Here is an 18984-nt window from a genome sequence, read left to right on the forward strand (position 1 = left end):
CGCGCTGGACTCAAAATCCAGTGTCCGCAAGGACGTGCCGGTTCGACCCCGGCCGCCGGTATAGTATAGAGTTAAGGAACGTTGTAAATCTTCGTTCCTTTTTTATATTATTTTTGGTATAATAATAGTTATTCAAATTTTATTTAGATTATGAAAGTGTAGGGGAGTATGTCTCGTTCTATCGATTTATTAAAACATAGGTATTTGAAAAATATTAAAGAAAATCCTGAATTGTTTGTCGGGATTGAGCTGGAATGTCCTGTTGTAAATTTGGAAGGGGATGCTACAGATGTTGAAGTTATCAAATACTTATTCCGATATTTAGTTTCTGCTATGGATTTTACTGTCGAAAAGGTAGATGATTTTGGGACTCCTATTCAGTTAGTGGAGCCAGTAAGTCAGGATACTATTTTATTTGAAGTTTCCTATACTACGATTGAGTTTGCATTTGGTAAGGCTGAAACGATACAAGAGGTTGAAGAACGTTTTAATATTTATATGAAAGCAATCCAGACAAAGTTAGCTGAATCAAATCATGCTATTGTTGGCTGTGGTATTCATCCCAACTGGGATAAAAATGAGAATTGTCCAGTGGCTTTCCCGCGGTATCGCATGTTGATGGACTATTTGAATTTGAGTAGAAATGTGACTAAGTCAGACTTGCATCATTTCCCTGAATATGGTGCTTTTATCTGTGGGAGTCAGGTACAGCTGGATGTTTCAAAGTCTAACTACTTACGAGTGATTAATGCTTTTACCCAAATTGAAGGGGCTAAGGCTTATTTATTTGCAAACTCTGAGTTTACAGGTGCGGATTGGGATACAAAAATCTCAAGAGATATTTTCTGGGAAGAATCTATGCATGGTATTTATCCAGAGAATGTTGGTGTCAATGCTAGCCTCTTTAAAGATGAGGATGATTTTTTTGATTATCTAGATCATTCTGCAATTTTTACTGCAGAACGTGATGAACAAACCTTTTATTTTTATCCGATTCAGGCAAGGGATTATTTGGCTATGCCTGAAATCCAGGCATTTGCTCTTAATGGGGATAAGGTTACTATTTATCCCCAAGAGAAAGATTTTGAAACTCATCGTAGTTATCAGTATCAAGACTTAACGACTCGAGGAACGGTTGAGTTTCGTAGTGTGTGTACTCAGCTTCTTGATAGGACTTTTACTTCAGCAGCCTTTCACTTGGGATTGTTGGTTAATTTAGACAAGTTAGAAGCTTACTTAGAAACAGCACCTTTCTTTAAAGCATTTGGGAGAAATTATAAGTCTTTAAGGCGGCAATTTTCTAAGAAGAAGCTAACAGATGAGGAGAAAACTTCGATTATAGATTTTTCAAAAGAATTACTCTTGTTAGCTGATGAAGGACTGAAGATGAGAAATAAACAAGAAATGATTTATTTAGAGCCTTTGAAAGAAGAATTGGGATTATAATTTTTCTTATAAAGGGAGAATTTTCTGAAAAATCATGATATAATGGAAGAGACTATAGATAAAGGATAGAGAGTAATGACATTAGTTTATCAATCAACGCGTGATGCCAATAATACAGTAACTGCCAGTCAAGCAATTTTGCAAGGTTTGGCAACGGACGGTGGTTTGTTTACACCCGTCACTTATCCAAAGGTAGATTTGGACTTTGACAAATTGAAAGATGCTTCTTATCAGGAAGTTGCTAAGTTAGTTTTGTTAGCTTTTTTAGATGATTTTACAGCCGAGGAGTTGGACTACTGTATCAACAATGCCTACGATAGCAAGTTTGATACTCCAGCTATCGCGCCTTTGGTGAAATTAGACGGACAATACAACTTGGAACTGTTCCATGGTTCAACGATTGCCTTCAAGGATATGGCCTTGTCTATCTTGCCATACTTTATGACGACTGCTGCTAAGAAACATGGCTTGGAGAACAAAATCGTCATTTTGACAGCTACATCTGGTGATACTGGGAAAGCTGCTATGGCAGGATTTGCCGATGTACCTGGAACTGAGATCATCGTCTTTTATCCAAAAGATGGTGTCAGCAAGGTACAAGAGTTGCAAATGACCACTCAGACTGGCGATAATACTTATGTTATCGCTATTGATGGTAACTTTGATGATGCCCAAACAAATGTGAAGCATATGTTTAACGATGTGGCTCTTCGTGAAAGGTTAGCGGCCAACAAGTTGCAATTTTCATCAGCTAACTCTATGAATATCGGTCGTTTGGTACCACAGATTGTTTATTATGTTTATGCCTACGCTCAATTGGTTAAGTCTGGTGAGATTGTGGCTGGTGATAAGGTCAACTTCACAGTACCAACAGGAAACTTTGGAAATATCTTGGCTGCCTTTTATGCTATGCAAATTGGTCTTCCAGTTGGCAAATTAATCTGTGCTTCAAATGACAACAATGTTTTGACAGACTTTTTCAAGACACGTGTTTACGACAAGAAACGTGAGTTTAAAGTGACTACTAGTCCATCTATGGATATTTTGGTATCTTCAAACTTGGAGCGTTTGATTTTCCATCTTTTAGGTAATAATGCGGTTAAAACAGCTGAACTCATGAATGCCTTGAACAAGCAAGGACAATATGAGTTGACATACTTTGATGCAGAGATTCTTAATCTCTTTGCAGCTGAATATGCGACTGAGGAAGAAACAGTGGCAGAAATCAAGCGTGTTTATGAGTCAGATTCTTATATCGAGGATCCACATACGGCGGTTGCCTCGGCAGTTTATAAGAAATACCAAGCGGCTACTGGCGATGTGACTAAGACAGTGATTGCTTCAACAGCGAGTCCATACAAGTTCCCAGTGGTTGCAGTAGAAGCTGTAACTGGAAAATCAGGGCTTGGCGACTTTGAAGCCTTGGCTCAATTACATGATATTTCAGGAGTGGCAGTGCCGCCAGCAGTTGACGGGCTTGAAACAGCTCCTGTTCGTCATAAGACAACTGTTGCAGCAACAGACATGCAAGTAGCGGTTGAGGCTTATCTAGGACTTTAAGACAGAGGGAGTAAACTCGGTTGGGAAACCAACTGAGTTTCTTTTCATCAGGAGGAAGGATTGTTTAAGAAAAATAAAGACATTCTTAATATTGCCTTACCAGCTATGGGCGAAAACTTTTTGCAGATGCTCATGGGGATGGTGGACAGTTATCTGGTAGCCCACTTGGGCTTGATAGCTATTTCGGGTGTATCAGTAGCTGGCAATATTATCACGATTTACCAGGCGATTTTCATCGCTCTGGGAGCTGCTATTTCCAGTGTTATTTCAAAAAGTTTGGGGCAGAAGGATCAATCTATGCTAGCCTATCATGTGACTGAGGCGTTGAAGATTACCTTACTATTAAGTTTCCTTTTAGGATTTTTGTCCATCTTCGCTGGGAAAGAGATGATAGGACTTTTGGGGACGGAGATAGATGTAGCTGAGAGTGGTGGACTCTACCTATCCTTGGTAGGCGGATCGATTGTTCTTTTGGGCTTGATGACCAGTCTGGGTGCCTTGATTCGTGCAACGCATAATCCACGTCTGCCTCTCTATGTTAGTCTTTTATCCAATGCCTTGAATATTCTTTTTTCAAGTCTAGCTATTTTTGTTCTGGATATGGGGATAGCTGGTGTTGCTTGGGGGACAATTCTGTCTCGTTTGGTAGGTCTTGTGATTTTATGGTCGCAATTAAAGTTGCCTTTTGAGAAACCGACTTTTGGTTTAGATAAGGAACTATTGACCTTAGCTTTGCCAGCAGCTGGAGAGCGGCTTATGATGCGGGCTGGAGATGTAGTAATCATTGCCTTGGTTGTGTCTTTCGGGACAGAGGCAGTGGCTGGAAATGCAGTCGGAGAAGTCTTGACCCAGTTTAACTATATGCCTGCCTTTGGCGTCGCTACGGCAACGGTCATGCTGGTGGCTCGAGCAGTTGGGGAGGATAATTGGAAAAAAGTAGCTAATTTGAGCAAGCAAACCTTTTGGCTTTCTCTGCTTCTCATGTTGCCCTTGACGCTTAGTGTCTATGCCTTGGGCATACCACTGACTCATCTCTATACGAATGATTCTCTAGCGGTGGAGGCTAGTGTGCTAGTGACACTTTTTTCACTACTTGGTACTCCTATGACGATAGGAACAGTCATCTATACAGCAGTCTGGCAGGGTTTGGGCAATGCTCGGCTTCCCTTTTATGCGACAAGTATAGGAATGTGGTGTATCCGCATTGGAACAGGATATCTGATGGGGATTGTGCTTGGTTGGGGCTTGCCCGGTATTTGGGCCGGAACCCTTTTGGATAATGGTTTTCGTTGGTTATTTCTACGTTACCGTTACCAGCGTTATATGAGCTTGAAAGGATAGGAAATGCAAAAAACAGCTTTTATTTGGGATTTAGACGGGACTTTATTGGACTCTTACGAAGCGATTTTGTTAGGGATTGAGGAAACTTTTGCTCAGTTTTCTATTCCTTATGAAAAGGAGCAGGTGAGAGAGTTTATCCTCAAGTTTTCTGTGCAGGATTTACTTGTGCAGGCGGCAGAAGAGAGAAAGCTGGATGTGGAAATGCTAAATCAGGTGCGTGCCCAGAGTTTGGCTGAGAAGAATGCTCAGGTAGTTTTGATGCCAGGTGCGCGTGATGTGCTAGCTTGGGCAGAGGCATCAGGAATTCAGCAGTTTGTTTACACTCATAAGGGAGACAATGCTCTTACCATTCTCAGAGATTTGGGTTTGGAATCTTATTTTACAGAGATTTTAACCAGTCAGAGTGGTTTTGTGCGGAAGCCAAGTCCAGAAGCGGCTACCTATCTGTTAGACAAGTATCAGTTGGATTCTGAGAAGACCTATTATATAGGGGATCGGACTCTGGATGTGGAATTTGCCCAGAATAGTGGGATTCAAAGTATCAACTTTTTAGAGTCGACTTATGAAGGAAATCACAGGATTCAAGCGTTAGCAGATATTTCCCGTTTTTTTGAGGCTGAGCAATAAAAAGATTGTGTCAGTTTTGTGACAGAGACCTAACAAACTATTTCAAGTAACTGAGTTTGTTACAAGGAATAGACAGTTCTATTAAATAGGCCCGAGAGGGCTTTTTTTCTGCATTTTTTGTGTTATGATAGACAGGTACTCATTTGAAAGGAATTTGAAAGAATGAAGAAAAGAATATTATTAGCCTCAACAGTAGCCTTATCATTTGCCCCAGTATTGGCAACCCAAGCAGAAGAAGTTCTTTGGACTGCACGTAGTGTTAAGCAAATCCAAAACGATTTGACTAAAACGGACAACAAAACAAGTTATACCGTTCAGTATGGTGATACCTTGAGCACCATTGCAGAAGCCTTGGGTGTAGATGTCACAGTTCTTGCGAATTTGAATAAAATCACGAATATGGACTTGATTTTCCCAGAAACTGTTTTGACAACGACTGTCAATGAAGCAGAAGAGGTAACGGAAGTTGAAATCCAAACTCCACAAGCAGATTCTAGTGAAGAAGTGACAACTGCGACAGCAGATTTGACAACCAATCAAGTAACCGTAGATGATCAAACTGTTCAAGTTGCAGACCTTTCTCAACCGATTGCAGAAGCTCCAAAAGCGGTAGAAACTACAAGAACAAAAGAAGTAGCAACAAGTTCAGAAGTTACAGAGACAGTGACTGCTTCAGAAGAAGTGACACCATCTACAGGAACTTCTGTCCCAGAGGAACAAACAGCCGAAACGAGTAGTGCAGTTGCAGAAGCAGCTCCTCAGGCAACGACTCCAGCTGAGAAAGATGAAACACAAGCAAGCACTCAAGCTGAATCAGCAGTGGAAGCAACTACAATACCAGTAGAAGAAACAGCACCTGAAACAACTGCAACAAGTTCAGAAGAAGCAAAAGAAGTAGCATCATCAAGTGAAGCTACAGCAGCAGTTTCTACTTATCAACCAGAAGAGACGAAAACAACTTCAGCAACTTACGCAGCTCCAGCTGCGCCTGATTATGCTGGATTGGCAGTAGCAAAAGCTGAAAATGCAGGTCTTCAACCACAAACAGCTGCCTTTAAAGAAGAAATAGCCAACTTGTTTGGCATCACATCCTTTAGTGGTTACCGTCCAGGAGACAGTGGAGATCACGGAAAAGGTTTGGCTATCGACTTTATGGTACCAGAAAGCTCAGAACTAGGGGATAAGATTGCGGAATACGCTATTCAAAACATGGCTAGCCGTGGAATTAGTTACATCATCTGGAAACAGCGTTTCTATGCTCCATTCGATAGCAAATATGGACCAGCTAATACTTGGAACCCAATGCCAGACCGTGGTAGCGTGACAGAAAACCACTATGACCACGTTCACGTTTCAATGAATGGATAAACCAGACTCTGTCATATAATTTTTACGAATGAGATCTAGCTTTCATGATAGGAAGCGAGTCTCGTTCGTTTTTTCTTTGTCAATTTGAATGGGAAGTTACCATCTTGTAATAATCCAAGCAACATTCTTGCAATTTATTTTACTTTGCATTATACCTGATTAGTCAACTATTGATCAATCAATAAAAAGGAGGAAGAAATGATAGAGATTCAAGATCTGCTTTATCAACTCCGCTTGTCTGAGCAAGCGAGTACGCAATTGTTTGAAAAAAGGCTTGGGATTAGTTTGACACGGTATCAGATTTTATTATTTTTGCTGAAGCATTCCCCTTGTAATCAAATAGCGGTTCAGGAGCGTTTGAAGATTGATCAGGCTGCTTTGACCCGACATTTCAAAATTCTGGAAAAGGAAGGTTTGGTGGAGCGTCATCGTAATCCTGAAAATCAGCGGGAAGTGTTGGTAGAGGCTACGAAGTATGCCAAGGAGCAGTTAGTGATGAATCCCCCTCTGCAACATATCAAGGTTAAGGAAGAGATGGAAAGTATCTTAACAGAGTCTGAAAGAACAGAACTCAGCCGTTTAGTAAATAAATTGGTTTTGGGTATTGAAAATATAGAAATTTAAGGAGAAAAAGATGTCAATTATGACAACCATTTCAGCAACGATTGTTGCTTTGGAGCATTTTTACATTTTTTATTTGGAAAGTATTGCAACGCAATCAGATGCGACTAGTCGTGTCTTTAACATGGACAAGGAAGAACTGGCTCGTCCGTCAGTAAGTTCATTGTTTAAAAATCAAGGGATTTATAATGCTCTGCTAGGAGTCTTTCTCTTGTATGGGATTTATTTCTCACAGAATTTAGAAATTGTGACTATTTTTGTTTTATTTGTGATTGGTGCTGCGGCTTATGGCTCTCTCACAGCAGATAAGAAAATTATTTTGAAGCAAGGTGGACCAGCTATTTTGGCCTTGATTAGTATTTTTCTCTTTAAATAAACTTTAATGCCGGTCTGATACTCTCTAGTCCTTTTCACTCCAGAATAAGGGAAATATGTTATACTTGTTTTTAAGAAAATAGTTTCATGGAATTGGTTGTAAGGAGTTAGAAATGAAAGTATTAGTGACAGGTTTTGAGCCCTTTGGAGGGGAAAAGGTCAATCCAGCTTTGGAGGCCATTAAAGGTTTACCAGCTGAAATCCATGGTGCTGAGGTCCGTTGGCTAGAAGTGCCAACAGTCTTTCACAAATCGGCCCAAGTATTGGAAGAAGAAATGAGTCGTTATCAACCGGACTTTGTCCTTTGTATCGGCCAAGCAGGTGGAAGAACCAGCTTGACACCTGAGCGAGTGGCTATAAATCAAGACGATGCACGCATTCCTGATAACGAAGGTAATCAGCCGATTGACCTTCCCATTCGTCCAGATGGTGCTCCGGCTTACTTTAGTAGTTTGCCGATTAAAGCGATGGTTCAAGCTATAAAAAAAGAGGGATTGCCGGCCTCTGTTTCTAATACAGCAGGGACTTTTGTCTGCAATCATTTGATGTATCAGGCCCTCTATTTGGTAGAAAAGAAATTTCCCCATGTTAAGGCAGGTTTTATGCATATTCCTTATATGATGGAACAGGTGGTGAATCGACCGACCACTCCAGCTATGAGTTTAGTGGATATTAGGCGAGGGATAGAAGCAGCAATCGGAGCCATGATAGAATATGGAGATGAGGACCTCAAGTTGGTAGGCGGAGAAACTCATTGATAGAAAAAAGCTTGAGGGAAAACCTTCAAGCTTTTGGACGTTTTCGAGCCAATACTGCTCGGTAAAAAATCACTTTATTGATTTGAATGTAGGGTAGGAGTGAGAAACTAGCAATTCCAAAAGTAATCCAATTGAGGAAGTACCAAGGAAGGAGTTGTAGGTCTAGAATAAAGCGCTGAAATTTGTAGCCTTTCATCAGGAAACGGCTGGTTTTTAGGATTTGTCCTGGTTTAGCTTGTCCTAAGTCTAGGGTATCACAGAGGAGAAATTCTACCTGCGAATAGGCATAGTATTGTGGGATATAGAGACTATTTCCGACAATCATCAAGAGGATACTTGCTAGAAAGTAAAGACCAAAGGTCATGAGGAAACGCTCGGTTTCAATTGACGTGAGATCCAGATTGGGAAACTCAGGATGAAGGGCAATGAATTTCTTTGCAAGAAAGCTACTGTAAAAAAGGAAGTAAATTCCAAGCAAACTAGGAATGCTCCATAAGAAGAGATAGAAACGTTTGAGAAGGAGAGTCAAAAAGGTTTGTGAAAAGTGCTCTTCATTAAAGAGAGTGAGACTATTTTTGATGGATAGTTCTGTATCGGGACTCTTGATGAGTTTCAGCGTTGTATAGACGGAACTGGTTAGAAGTATTGTTCCGATAAAGGAGACTAATAGAGGAAAAAGGTAGGCTTGGAATACATGGCCAAACACGCTTAAAAAGGGTTGTTCTAAAACACTCTCGTTGATGCGCTCTAAGGGATTGAGGAAGCCAGACAAGATGACCAGTATACTAGGTAAGAGATAGACGAGAAAGAGACGGGGATTTTCAGCCTGAAATTGTCTGGCTTGCAGACGAACGGTTTTTAAATCAATTTTTGGGTATTTCATTCTCTCATTATACCATAGTTCGTGACAGTTCCTCCTTTTTTTGATAAAATCATACAGTATGCCCTTGGGCACAAAGTATGAACTGGGACTGTCTTTCCCAGCTTCGGAGGTAAAAAATGTCAGATTCACCAATCAAATATCGTTTGATTAAGAAAGAAAAACACACAGGAGCTCGTCTGGGAGAAATCATCACTCCCCACGGTACCTTCCCAACACCTATGTTTATGCCAGTTGGGACACAAGCCACTGTCAAAACTCAGTCGCCTGAAGAATTGAAGGAGATGGGTTCGGGAATTATCCTGTCAAACACCTATCATCTCTGGCTTCGTCCTGGAGATGAACTCATCGCACGCGCAGGTGGTCTCCACAAGTTCATGAATTGGGACCAGCCTATCTTGACAGATAGTGGTGGTTTCCAGGTTTATTCCTTAGCAGATAGCCGTAATATCACAGAAGAAGGAGTAACCTTTAAAAATCATCTCAATGGTTCTAAGATGTTCTTGTCCCCAGAAAAAGCTATTTCTATTCAGAATAATCTGGGCTCAGACATCATGATGTCTTTTGATGAATGTCCTCAGTTTTATCAACCATACGACTACGTTAAGAAATCAATCGAGCGTACCAGCCGTTGGGCTGAGCGTGGTTTGAAGGCTCATCGTCGTCCGCATGACCAAGGATTATTTGGGATTGTGCAGGGTGCAGGATTTGAAGACCTGCGTCGCCAATCGGCTCATGACCTTGTCAGTATGGATTTCCCAGGTTACTCTATCGGTGGTTTGGCAGTGGGAGAAACCCACGAAGAGATGAATGCGGTCTTGGACTTCACAACCCAACTGCTTCCTGAAAATAAACCTCGCTATTTGATGGGTGTGGGAGCGCCAGATAGCTTGATTGATGGGGTGATTCGTGGTGTAGATATGTTTGACTGTGTCTTGCCGACTCGAATCGCTCGTAATGGGACTTGTATGACCAGTCAAGGTCGTTTGGTTGTCAAAAATGCCCAGTTTGCTGAGGACTTTACGCCACTGGATCCTGAGTGTGATTGCTACACATGTAAGAACTATACACGCGCTTATCTTCGTCACCTGCTCAAGGCTGATGAAACCTTTGGTATCCGCTTGACTAGCTACCACAATCTTTACTTCTTGCTTAACCTGATGAAGCAAGTTCGACAAGCCATCATGGATGATAATCTCTTGGAATTCCGTGAGTATTTTGTGGAAAAATATGGCTATAATAAGTCAGGACGCAATTTCTAAAACGGAATAGATATAAGCTAAAAATCCTAAGTTTTCTCTTGGGATTTTTCTTCTTTTTTTGATAGAATAAAGTGTACAATGAAAGGGAGAATAAACTCGTATGCGTATTAAATGGTTTTCCTTGATTAGGATTACAGGTTTACTTTTGGTACTCTTGTATCATTTCTTTCAGACGATCTTTCCTGGAGGATTTTTCGGGGTAGATGTCTTTTTTACATTTTCAGGTTTCCTGATCACAGCTCTACTCATCGAAGAATTTTCTAAAAATCATGAAATTGATTTGGTTGGATTTTTTAGGAGACGCTTTTATCGTATCGTGCCACCTGTGGTTTTGATGGTCTTGGTGACCATGCCTTTTACTTTCTTGGTTCGCCAAGATTATGTGGCTGGAATTGGGGGTCAGATTGCGGGTGTTTTAGGCTTCATGACCAACTTCTATGAGCTCCTAACAGGTGGGAGTTATGAATCTCAGTTCATTCCTCATTTGTTTGTTCATAATTGGAGCTTGGCTGTTGAGGTTCACTACTATATTCTTTGGGGGTTGGCAGTTTGGTTCTTATCTAAGCAGGCTAAATCAAATGGTCAGTTGAAGGGAATGGTCTTTCTCTTATCTGCTGCTGCCTTCTTAATCAGCTTCTTCTCCATGTTTATTGGTAGTTTTCTAGTAACCTCTTATTCCTCTGTTTACTTCTCCAGTTTAACTCATGTCTATCCATTCTTTTTGGGAAGTGTGTTAGCAACGATTGTAGGCGTTCGTCAGACGACTTCCCTAGTTAAGCAGTTGGATAAAATCTGGGATTTACGAAAGACCCTTTTAGTTTTTGGAGGAGGTTTTGGCTTCTTACTCATTTTGACTTTCTTTGTCAAATTTACCTATCTCTTTGCCTATCTTATTGGCTTCTTGCTTGCCAGCCTTGCAGCCCTTGCTATGATTCTGGCGGCGCGTGTCTTACATGAAAAGACTTCTCATATACAGGAACCAAAGATTATTAGCTTTTTAGCAGATACTAGCTATGCAGTTTATCTCTTCCATTGGCCTTTCTATATCATTTTTTCACAGTTGACATCAAATCTTTTTGCTGTGTTACTGACTTTGATTTTTTCTTATGGATTTGCCAGTCTTTCATTTTATGTATTGGAACCTTGGATTGCAGGAAAGAACACACCCGTTTTACAAACCCTTCGTCCCCTGCCTCATATTCACACAATCCTTGCAGCAAGTACTGGAATTTTGGCCTTCATTGTCTTCTTAGTAACTCTGTTAGCACCACAAGTGGGAGCTTTTGAGACAGACTTAACTGTCAATGGCTTGAAGCAAGCTGCAACAAATATTAACCAGACCAAGGTGATGACAGAACGAGCAGAAGCTGATAGTTTAGGAATTGCTGATGGCACTATGTTAATTGGTGACTCGGTAGCACTAAGAGCTAATACAGCCTTGCAGACAGCCCTTCCTGGAGCACAGATTAATGCACAAGTCAGCAGAACAACCAAGACCGCCAACGAAATCATGCTCAACAATAGCCAGAATAAATTTCTACCAAAGATGGTGGTTATTGCAACTGGGGTAAATAATCCTGAAAATTACAAGGAAGATTGGGATAGTATCGTGAAAAATCTTCCTAAGGGGCACCATATGGTTTTGGTGACTCCTTATGAAGGAGATAAGACAAAAGAGACCTATGCCATCGTTGAGAAGGCGGCTGCCTATATGAGAGAATTGGCAGAGAAGACTCCTTACATCACGATAGCAGATTGGAATCAAGTTGCTAAAGAGCATCCAGAGATCTGGACTGGGACAGACCAAGTCCATTTTGGAAGTGACAATAGTAAAATTGAAGCAGGAGCTAAATTGTATGCAGATACCATTGCTGCAGCCTTGCAAACAGCTCAAGACAAGCCGGTCAAATCAAAATAACTTGTATTAAAAAGAGAAGAGTTGGAGGAATCCAGCTCTTTTAAAATATCTCTAGAAAATAGGTCTATACCATTTACAAATAAAAAAGAAAGGTTTATAATGTAATTGACATAATAAATTGTAGAATCAATCTTTTAAGGAGGTTAACATTATGCCTAACTATATTAAAGCGGATCAGTTTTTCTACCCACACGGAGTTCGTCGTGGTGGTTACTTGGAACTTGTGGACGGCAAGTTTGGAAAGCATGTAGAAGAGATTCCTGAAGGCGCTGACGTCATTGACTATACAGGATACAGCATTGCGCCAGGACTTGTGGATACCCACATTCATGGATTTGGTGGTGTGGATGTTATGGATAATAATATCGAAGGAACACTTCATACCATGAGTGAAGGACTCCTCAGTATGGGAGTAACGAGCTTCTTACCAACCACTTTGACATCAACTTATGAGCAATTGCTCGCGGTAACTGAAAATATCGGTGCTCGTTACCAGGAAGCAAGTGGAGCCAAGATTCGTGGAATCTATTTTGAAGGACCTTATTTCACAGAGAAATACAAGGGGGCTCAAAACCCTGCTTACATGAAAGATCCTCGTATGGATGAGTTCCGTACTTGGCAAAAAGCAGCAAATGGCTTGCTAAATAAAATTGCCCTTGCGCCAGAACGTGAAGGTGTAGAAGACTTTGTTCGTACGGTTACGGGCGAAGGTGTGACGGTTGCTCTTGGACACTCAAACGCGACTTTTGATGAAGCTAAAAAAGCAGTCGATGCTGGAGCGAGTGTTTGGGTACACGCCTACAATGGCATGCGTGGCTTGACTCACCGAGAACTCGGTATGGTTGGAGCCATGTATCAATTACCTCATACCTATGCAGAGTTGATTTGTGATGGTCACCACGTGGATCCGAAAGCCTGCGAAATCCTTATCAAACAAAAAGGAACAGAAAACATTGCTCTTATCACAGACTGTATGACAGCTGGTGGATTGGAAGACGGTGACTATATGTTGGGAGAATTCCCAGTTGTCGTTGCAAATGGAACTGCACGCCTCAAATCGACAGGCAATTTGGCAGGTTCTATTCTCAAACTCAAGGACGGTTTGAAAAATGTGGTTGACTGGAACATTGCCTCTCCACACGAAGCAGTTATGATGGCAAGCTTTAACCCAGCAAAATCTGTTCACATTGATGATGTTTGTGGCCAAATCCGTGAAGGCTATGACGCGGACTTTATCGTACTAGATAAAGATTTGGAATTGGTAGCAACCTACCTAGATGGTGTGAAACGATATCAAGCATAAGAGAGAAAGCAGAAGTTAGAGGCTAGCTTCTGTTTTTTTATTTGCGTTACTTTACTGGTAAATAAAAAAGTTAAAAAAATCACAAAAAAACTTGAACAAACAAATGAAAAGGCTTACAATTATATTATAAACAGTACAAATAAAAAAACGGAGGAATGCTTTATGAAAGCCTATACTTATGTTAAACCAGGACTTGCTTCTTTTGTTGATGTAGACAAACCAGTTATTCGCAAGCCAACAGACGCTATTGTGCGTATCGTAAAAACTACTATTTGTGGAACAGACCTCCATATTATCAAAGGGGATGTTCCCACTTGCCAAAGTGGTACCATTCTTGGTCACGAAGGGATTGGGATTGTTGAAGAAGTTGGAGAAGGAGTTTCGAACTTCAAAAAAGGCGACAAGGTCTTGATTTCTTGTGTCTGTGCCTGTGGTAAATGCTACTACTGTAAAAAAGGAATTTATGCCCATTGTGAAGACGAAGGGGGCTGGATTTTCGGTCACTTGATTGACGGTATGCAGGCTGAATATTTACGTGTCCCTCATGCAGATAACACTCTTTACCATACTCCAGAAGACTTGTCAGATGAAGCCTTGGTTATGCTATCAGACATTTTGCCTACTGGGTATGAAATTGGTGTCTTGAAAGGAAAAGTAGAACCTGGTTGTAGTGTAGCCATTATTGGTTCAGGACCTGTTGGATTGGCTGCTCTTTTGACAGCTCAGTTCTACTCACCAGCTAAATTGATTATGGTGGACTTAGACGATAACCGCTTGGAAACTGCTTTATCATTTGGTGCGACTCATAAAGTTAATTCTTCAGACCCTGAAAAAGCCATTAAAGAAATTTATGATTTGACAGATGGCCGTGGTGTAGATGTCGCTATTGAAGCTGTTGGTATTCCTGCAACATTTGATTTCTGTCAAAAGATTATCGGTATAGACGGAACAGTTGCCAACTGTGGTGTACATGGTAAACCAGTCGAATTCGATTTGGACAAACTTTGGATTCGCAACATCAATGTAACAACTGGTTTGGTATCTACAAATACCACTCCACAATTGTTGAAAGCTCTTGAAAGTCATAAGATTGAACCAGAAAAATTGGTAACTCACTATTTCAAATTAAGTGAAATTGAAAAAGCCTATGAAGTTTTCAGTAAAGCAGCAGACCACCATGCAATCAAGGTCATTATCGAAAACGATATCTCGGAAGCCTAGGTAGTAACAAGATTTTGGAACATAAGCAAATAGAAATTCAGTCATCCATCAGATGGCTGGATTTTTTATCGAAAAATTAAGAAATGAGCATATTTCTTTCCTTGTTTGGCGGAATTGGTTATAATATACGGTACAAAGGAATGAATGAATATGTATCGTGTTATAGAAATGTACGGAGATTTTGAACCGTGGTGGTTCTTAGAAGGTTGGGAAGAAGATATTGTAGCAAGTAGAAAATTTGACCAGTATTATGATGCTCTCAAATACTACAAAACTTGCTGGTTTAGATTGGAACAAGAATCTCCTCTTTATAAAAGTAGAAGTGATTTGATGACCATTTTTTGGGATCCAGAAGACCAACGCTGGTGTGATGAATGTGACGAGTATTTACAACAATACCATTCTTTGGCTCTTTTACAGGATGAGCAGGTTATTCCAGATGAAAAACTACGTCCAGGCTATGAAAAGCAAACAGGTAAGGAAAGGCACCGTTCTTGCCGTATGAAATTAAAATAGAGAAAAAGTAACTTTTTTGGAGTTGCTTTTTTTATTTTTCCAAATCTTTGCGAATAGTATAGGTGAGGAGGTAAGTATGGTTCAAGAAATTGCACAAGAAATCATTCGTTCGGCTCGGAAAAAAGGGGCGCAAGACATTTATTTTGTCCCCAAGTTAGACGCCTATGAGCTTCATATGAGGGTGGGAGATGAGCGCTGTAAAATCGGTTGTTATGATTTTGAAAAGTTTGCGGCCGTCATCAGTCACTTTAAGTTTGTGGCGGGTATGAATGTTGGAGAAAAGCGACGTAGTCAACTTGGTTCCTGTGATTATGCCTATGCCCAGAAGATGGTTTCTCTACGTTTATCTACTGTAGGTGATTATCGAGGTCATGAGAGTTTAGTTATTCGCTTGTTGCATGATGAGGAGCAGGAGTTGCATTTTTGGTTTCAGGATATTGAAGAACTGGGCAAGCAGTACAGGCAACGGGGACTTTATCTTTTTGCTGGTCCAGTCGGAAGTGGCAAGACGACCCTGATGCATGAATTGGCTAAATCTCTCTTTAAAGGACAGCAAGTCATGTCCATCGAAGATCCTGTCGAAATCAAGCAGGACGACATGCTCCAGTTGCAGTTGAATGAGGCGATTGGGCTTACCTATGAAAATCTTATCAAGCTTTCCTTACGTCATCGACCAGATCTCTTGATTATCGGAGAAATTCGTGACAGCGAGACGGCGCGTGCAGTGGTCAGAGCTAGTTTAACAGGGGCGACAGTCTTTTCAACCATTCATGCCAAGAGTATCCGAGGTGTTTATGAGCGCCTGCTGGAGTTGGGTGTGAGTGAGGAGGAATTGGCAGTCGTTCTGCAAGGAGTCTGCTACCAGAGATTAATCGGGGGAGGAGGAATCGTTGACTTTGCAAACAAAGGCTATCAAGAACACCAGCCAACTAGCTGGAATGAACAGATTGACCAACTTCTTAAAGATGGACATATCACAAGTCTTCAGGCTGAAACGGAAAAAATTAGCTACAGCTAAGCAAAAAAATATCATCACCTTGTTTAACAATCTCTTTTCCAGCGGTTTTCATCTGGTGGAGACTATCTCCTTTTTAGATAGGAGTGCTTTGTTAGACAAGCAGTGTGTGACCCAGATGCGCACGGGCTTGTCTCAGGGGAAATCATTCTCAGAAATGATGGAAAGTTTGGGATTTTCAAGTGCCATTGTCACCCAGTTATCCCTAGCTGAAGTCCATGGGAATCTTCACCTGAGTTTGGGAAAGATAGAAGAGTATCTAGACAATCTAGCCAAGGTCAAGAAAAAATTAATTGAAGTAGCGACCTATCCCTTGATTTTACTGGGATTTCTTCTCTTAATCATGCTGGGGCTACGTAACTACCTACTACCACAACTGGATAGTAGCAATATTGCTACCCAAATTATCGGCAATCTGCCACAAATCTTTCTAGGCATGGTAGGGTTTGTCTCAGTAGGTGTCCTTTTAGCACTCACTTTTTATAAAAGAAGTTCTAAGATGCGTGTCTTTTCTATCCTAGCACGCCTTCCCTTTCTTGGAATCTTTGTGCAGACCTATTTGACAGCCTATTATGCGCGTGAATGGGGGAATATGATTTCGCAGGGAATGGAGCTGACGCAGATTTTTCAGATCATGCAGGAACAAGGTTCCCAACTCTTTAAAGAAATCGGTCAAAATTTAGCTCAATCCCTACAAAATGGCCGTGAATTTTCTCAGACTATAGGAACCTATCCTTTCTTTAAGAAGGAGTTGAGTCTCATCATCGAGTATGGGGAAGTCAAGTCCAAGCTGGGTAGTGAGTTGGAAATCTATGCTGAAAAAACTTGGGAGGCCTTTTTTACTCGAGTCAATCGCACCATGAATTTTGTGCAGCCACTGGTTTTTATCTTTGTGGCACTGATTATCGTTTTACTTTATGCGGCAATGCTCATGCCCATGTATCAAAATATGGAGGTAAATTTTTAAAATGAAAAAAATGATGACATTCTTGAAAAAAGCTAAGGTTAAAGCTTTCACACTTGTGGAGATGTTGGTGGTCTTGCTCATCATCAGTGTGCTTCTATTACTCTTTGTACCTAATCTGACCAAGCAAAAAGAAGCAGTCAATGACAAAGGAAAAGCTGCTGTTGTTAAGGTGGTGGAAAGCCAGGCAGAACTTTATAGCTTAGATAAGAATGAAGATGCTACTCTGAGCAAGTTACAAGACGATGGGCGAATCACAGAAGAACAGGCTAAAGCCTATAAAGAATACCATGCTAAACAAGGTACCAGTCAAAGTGTTTCAGATTAAGGCCTTTACCATGCTGGAAAGTCTTTTGGTTTTGGGTCTTGTGAGTATCCTTGCTTTGGGCTTGTCCGGCTCTGTCCAGTCCACTTTTGCGGCGGTAGAGGAGCAGATTTTCTTTATGGAGTTTGAAGAACTCTATCGGGAAACCCAAAAACTCAGTGTGGCCAGTCAGCAAAAGACAAGTTTGAGCATAGACGGACAGACCATTAGCAATGGCAGTCAAAAGCTGACAGTTCCTAAAGGAATTCAGGCACCATCAGGCCAAAGTATTACATTTGACCGAGTTGGAGGCAATTCGTCCCTGGCTAAGGTTGAATTTCAGACCAGTAAAGGAACGATTCGCTATCAATTATATCTAGGAAATGGAAAAATTAAACGCATTAAGGAAACAAAAAATTAGGGCAGTAATTTTACTAGAAGCAGTAGTTGCTCTAGCTATCTTTGCCAGCATCGCGACGCTCCTTTTGGGACAAATTCAGAAAAATAGACAAGAAGAAGCAAAAATTTTGCAGAAAGAAGAGATCTTGCGTGTAGCTAAGATGGCTTTGCAGACAGGTCAAAATCAGGTAAACATAAACGGAGTTGAGATTCAGGTGTTTTCTAGTGAAAAGGGATTGGAGGTTTATCATGGTTCAGAACAGTTGTTGGCTATCAAAGAGCCATAAGGTCAATGCTTTCACCTTGTTGGAATCACTGATTGCTCTCATTGTCATCAGTGGAAGTTTACTCCTCTTTCAAGCCATGAGTCAGCTCCTCATTTCAGAAGTTCGCTACCAGCAACAAAGCGAGCAAAAGGAGTGGCTCTTGTTTGTGGACCAGCTGGAGGCAGAATTAGACCGTTCGCAATTCGAAAAAGTGGAGGGCAATCGCCTCTATATGAAGCAGGATGGCAAGGAAATTGCGATAGGTAAGTCAAAATCGGATGATTTTCGAAAAACTGATGCCAGTGGACGAGGATATCAGCCTATGATTTATGGACTCAAATCTGCGCATATTACAGAGGACAATCAGTTGGTGCGCTTTCATTTCCAGTTCCAAAAAGGCTTAGAAAGGGAGTTCATCTATCGTGTGGAAAAAGAAAAAAGTTAAGGCAGGTGTTCTCCTCTATGCAGTCACCATGGCAGCCATTTTTAGTCTTTTGTTACAATTTTACTTGAACCGACAAGTCGCTTACTATCAAGACTATGCTTTAAATAAAGAAAAGCTGGTCGCTTTTGCTATGGCCAAGCGAACCAAGGATAAAGCCGAGCAAGAAAGTGGGGAACAGGCCTTTAATCTGGGGAAGGTGAGCTATCAAAATAAGAAAACAAGCTTGGTGACAAGGGTTCGTACGCCTAAGAGTCAATATGAGTTCCTATTTCCCTCAGTCAAAATCAAAGAAGAGAAAACAGATAAAAAGGAAGAGGTAGTGACTGATTCAAGTAATCAAGCAGAGAAGAAAAAATCAGAAGAGAAGCCTGAAAAGAAAGAGAATTCCTAGCCAA

General features: G+C 41.0%; 21 protein-coding genes and 1 tRNA gene (1 of these 22 only partly in view). 21 read left to right on the forward strand and 1 reads right to left on the reverse strand.

Annotation, left to right across the window (positions count from 1 at the left end):
- The 9 genes from TZ91_RS06730 to pcp form a co-directional block, all read left to right on the forward strand.
- A tRNA-Leu gene (locus TZ91_RS06730) sits at nucleotides 1-61 on the forward strand; it begins 23 nt to the left of the window's first position.
- 107 nt (nucleotides 62-168) lie between these two features.
- On the forward strand, nucleotides 169-1446 hold the full coding sequence (locus TZ91_RS06735; protein ID WP_033687433.1) for a glutamate-cysteine ligase family protein: 1278 nt from the start codon (nucleotides 169-171) through the stop codon (nucleotides 1444-1446).
- Nucleotides 1447-1521: 75 nt separating this feature from the next.
- On the forward strand, nucleotides 1522-3006 hold the full coding sequence (gene thrC, locus TZ91_RS06740) for a threonine synthase (RefSeq protein ID WP_033687431.1): 1485 nt from the start codon (nucleotides 1522-1524) through the stop codon (nucleotides 3004-3006).
- A gap of 60 nt (nucleotides 3007-3066) precedes the next feature.
- Nucleotides 3067-4347 carry an MATE family efflux transporter gene (locus TZ91_RS06745; RefSeq protein ID WP_033687429.1) on the forward strand — a complete coding sequence of 427 codons (1281 nt, stop codon included), beginning with the start codon at nucleotides 3067-3069 and terminating at the stop codon, nucleotides 4345-4347.
- Between the two features lie 3 nt (nucleotides 4348-4350).
- On the forward strand, nucleotides 4351-4974 hold the full coding sequence (locus TZ91_RS06750) for an HAD family hydrolase (protein ID WP_033687428.1): 624 nt from the start codon (nucleotides 4351-4353) through the stop codon (nucleotides 4972-4974).
- A gap of 162 nt (nucleotides 4975-5136) precedes the next feature.
- Nucleotides 5137-6342, forward strand: coding sequence for a LysM peptidoglycan-binding domain-containing protein (locus TZ91_RS06755; protein WP_033687426.1), 1206 nt, complete (start codon nucleotides 5137-5139; stop codon nucleotides 6340-6342).
- A gap of 198 nt (nucleotides 6343-6540) precedes the next feature.
- Nucleotides 6541-6966, forward strand: coding sequence for a MarR family winged helix-turn-helix transcriptional regulator (locus TZ91_RS06760; protein WP_033687425.1), 426 nt, complete (start codon nucleotides 6541-6543; stop codon nucleotides 6964-6966).
- Between the two features lie 10 nt (nucleotides 6967-6976).
- A complete protein-coding gene (locus TZ91_RS06765; RefSeq protein WP_033687423.1) occupies nucleotides 6977-7339 on the forward strand; it encodes a DUF1304 domain-containing protein in 363 nt (120 codons plus the stop codon).
- Between the two features lie 112 nt (nucleotides 7340-7451).
- Nucleotides 7452-8096, forward strand: a complete 645-nt coding sequence (gene pcp / locus TZ91_RS06770) for a pyroglutamyl-peptidase I (RefSeq protein WP_033687421.1) — start codon at nucleotides 7452-7454, stop codon at nucleotides 8094-8096.
- A 25-nt stretch (nucleotides 8097-8121) separates the two neighbouring features.
- Here pcp and TZ91_RS06775 read toward each other — a convergent pair whose 3' ends face one another.
- Nucleotides 8122-8979 carry a DUF975 family protein gene (locus TZ91_RS06775; protein ID WP_033687419.1) on the reverse strand — a complete coding sequence of 286 codons (858 nt, stop codon included), beginning with the start codon at nucleotides 8977-8979 and terminating at the stop codon, nucleotides 8122-8124.
- Nucleotides 8980-9095: 116 nt separating this feature from the next.
- Here TZ91_RS06775 and tgt point away from each other — a divergent pair, with 116 nt between their 5' ends.
- From tgt to comGG, 12 genes are all read left to right on the forward strand, one after another.
- On the forward strand, nucleotides 9096-10238 hold the full coding sequence (tgt, locus tag TZ91_RS06780; RefSeq protein WP_001285237.1) for a tRNA guanosine(34) transglycosylase Tgt: 1143 nt from the start codon (nucleotides 9096-9098) through the stop codon (nucleotides 10236-10238).
- A gap of 100 nt (nucleotides 10239-10338) precedes the next feature.
- Nucleotides 10339-12156 carry an acyltransferase family protein gene (locus TZ91_RS06785; RefSeq protein ID WP_033687418.1) on the forward strand — a complete coding sequence of 606 codons (1818 nt, stop codon included), beginning with the start codon at nucleotides 10339-10341 and terminating at the stop codon, nucleotides 12154-12156.
- A gap of 151 nt (nucleotides 12157-12307) precedes the next feature.
- A complete protein-coding gene (gene nagA / locus TZ91_RS06790) occupies nucleotides 12308-13459 on the forward strand; it encodes an N-acetylglucosamine-6-phosphate deacetylase (RefSeq protein WP_033687416.1) in 1152 nt (383 codons plus the stop codon).
- Between the two features lie 162 nt (nucleotides 13460-13621).
- Nucleotides 13622-14680 (forward strand): zinc-dependent alcohol dehydrogenase family protein, encoded by a 1059-nt coding sequence (locus tag TZ91_RS06795; protein ID WP_033687414.1) that lies wholly within the window; start codon nucleotides 13622-13624, stop codon nucleotides 14678-14680.
- Nucleotides 14681-14830: 150 nt separating this feature from the next.
- The gene (locus TZ91_RS06800; protein ID WP_000286413.1) at nucleotides 14831-15196 is read left to right on the forward strand and encodes a DUF1033 family protein; all 366 of its coding nucleotides are present in this window, start codon (nucleotides 14831-14833) and stop codon (nucleotides 15194-15196) included.
- A gap of 76 nt (nucleotides 15197-15272) precedes the next feature.
- Nucleotides 15273-16214 (forward strand): competence type IV pilus ATPase ComGA, encoded by a 942-nt coding sequence (gene comGA / locus TZ91_RS06805; RefSeq protein WP_033687413.1) that lies wholly within the window; start codon nucleotides 15273-15275, stop codon nucleotides 16212-16214.
- Nucleotides 16162-17178 carry a competence type IV pilus assembly protein ComGB gene (comGB, locus tag TZ91_RS06810; protein ID WP_080702891.1) on the forward strand — a complete coding sequence of 339 codons (1017 nt, stop codon included), beginning with the start codon at nucleotides 16162-16164 and terminating at the stop codon, nucleotides 17176-17178. Before comGA ends, comGB begins: the two co-directional genes overlap by 53 nt.
- 1 nt (nucleotide 17179) lies before the next feature.
- Nucleotides 17180-17503, forward strand: a complete 324-nt coding sequence (gene comGC, locus TZ91_RS06815; protein ID WP_033687408.1) for a competence type IV pilus major pilin ComGC — start codon at nucleotides 17180-17182, stop codon at nucleotides 17501-17503.
- The gene (comGD, locus tag TZ91_RS06820) at nucleotides 17466-17900 is read left to right on the forward strand and encodes a competence type IV pilus minor pilin ComGD (RefSeq protein ID WP_033687407.1); all 435 of its coding nucleotides are present in this window, start codon (nucleotides 17466-17468) and stop codon (nucleotides 17898-17900) included. The genes comGC and comGD overlap by 38 nt, the downstream gene beginning before the upstream one ends.
- Entirely contained in the window at nucleotides 17863-18165 is a 303-nt protein-coding gene (gene comGE / locus TZ91_RS06825; RefSeq protein ID WP_045597458.1) for a competence type IV pilus minor pilin ComGE, read from the forward strand. Before comGD ends, comGE begins: the two co-directional genes overlap by 38 nt.
- On the forward strand, nucleotides 18128-18589 hold the full coding sequence (gene comGF, locus TZ91_RS06830; protein ID WP_033687405.1) for a competence type IV pilus minor pilin ComGF: 462 nt from the start codon (nucleotides 18128-18130) through the stop codon (nucleotides 18587-18589). Before comGE ends, comGF begins: the two co-directional genes overlap by 38 nt.
- A complete protein-coding gene (comGG, locus tag TZ91_RS06835) occupies nucleotides 18567-18980 on the forward strand; it encodes a competence type IV pilus minor pilin ComGG (protein ID WP_033687403.1) in 414 nt (137 codons plus the stop codon). The genes comGF and comGG overlap by 23 nt, the downstream gene beginning before the upstream one ends.
- The last annotated feature ends 4 nt before the right edge of the window (nucleotides 18981-18984 follow it).

This window comes from Streptococcus mitis (assembly GCF_000960025.1).
Classification (GTDB): domain Bacteria; phylum Bacillota; class Bacilli; order Lactobacillales; family Streptococcaceae; genus Streptococcus; species Streptococcus mitis_DH.

Coding starts and splice junctions, on each gene's coding strand:
- TZ91_RS06735 (WP_033687433.1), top strand. CDS start 169: ATGTCTCGTTCTATCGATTTATTAAAACATAGGTATTTGAAAAATATT.
- thrC (WP_033687431.1), top strand. CDS start 1,522: ATGACATTAGTTTATCAATCAACGCGTGATGCCAATAATACAGTAACT.
- TZ91_RS06750 (WP_033687428.1), top strand. CDS start 4,351: ATGCAAAAAACAGCTTTTATTTGGGATTTAGACGGGACTTTATTGGAC.
- TZ91_RS06755 (WP_033687426.1), top strand. CDS start 5,137: ATGAAGAAAAGAATATTATTAGCCTCAACAGTAGCCTTATCATTTGCC.
- TZ91_RS06760 (WP_033687425.1), top strand. CDS start 6,541: ATGATAGAGATTCAAGATCTGCTTTATCAACTCCGCTTGTCTGAGCAA.
- TZ91_RS06765 (WP_033687423.1), top strand. CDS start 6,977: ATGTCAATTATGACAACCATTTCAGCAACGATTGTTGCTTTGGAGCAT.
- pcp (WP_033687421.1), top strand. CDS start 7,452: ATGAAAGTATTAGTGACAGGTTTTGAGCCCTTTGGAGGGGAAAAGGTC.
- TZ91_RS06775 (WP_033687419.1), bottom strand. CDS start 8,979: ATGAAATACCCAAAAATTGATTTAAAAACCGTTCGTCTGCAAGCCAGA.
- tgt (WP_001285237.1), top strand. CDS start 9,096: ATGTCAGATTCACCAATCAAATATCGTTTGATTAAGAAAGAAAAACAC.
- TZ91_RS06785 (WP_033687418.1), top strand. CDS start 10,339: ATGCGTATTAAATGGTTTTCCTTGATTAGGATTACAGGTTTACTTTTG.
- nagA (WP_033687416.1), top strand. CDS start 12,308: ATGCCTAACTATATTAAAGCGGATCAGTTTTTCTACCCACACGGAGTT.
- TZ91_RS06795 (WP_033687414.1), top strand. CDS start 13,622: ATGAAAGCCTATACTTATGTTAAACCAGGACTTGCTTCTTTTGTTGAT.
- TZ91_RS06800 (WP_000286413.1), top strand. CDS start 14,831: ATGTATCGTGTTATAGAAATGTACGGAGATTTTGAACCGTGGTGGTTC.
- comGA (WP_033687413.1), top strand. CDS start 15,273: ATGGTTCAAGAAATTGCACAAGAAATCATTCGTTCGGCTCGGAAAAAA.
- comGB (WP_080702891.1), top strand. CDS start 16,162: ATGGACATATCACAAGTCTTCAGGCTGAAACGGAAAAAATTAGCTACA.
- comGC (WP_033687408.1), top strand. CDS start 17,180: ATGAAAAAAATGATGACATTCTTGAAAAAAGCTAAGGTTAAAGCTTTC.
- comGD (WP_033687407.1), top strand. CDS start 17,466: ATGCTAAACAAGGTACCAGTCAAAGTGTTTCAGATTAAGGCCTTTACC.
- comGE (WP_045597458.1), top strand. CDS start 17,863: ATGGAAAAATTAAACGCATTAAGGAAACAAAAAATTAGGGCAGTAATT.
- comGF (WP_033687405.1), top strand. CDS start 18,128: ATGGTTCAGAACAGTTGTTGGCTATCAAAGAGCCATAAGGTCAATGCT.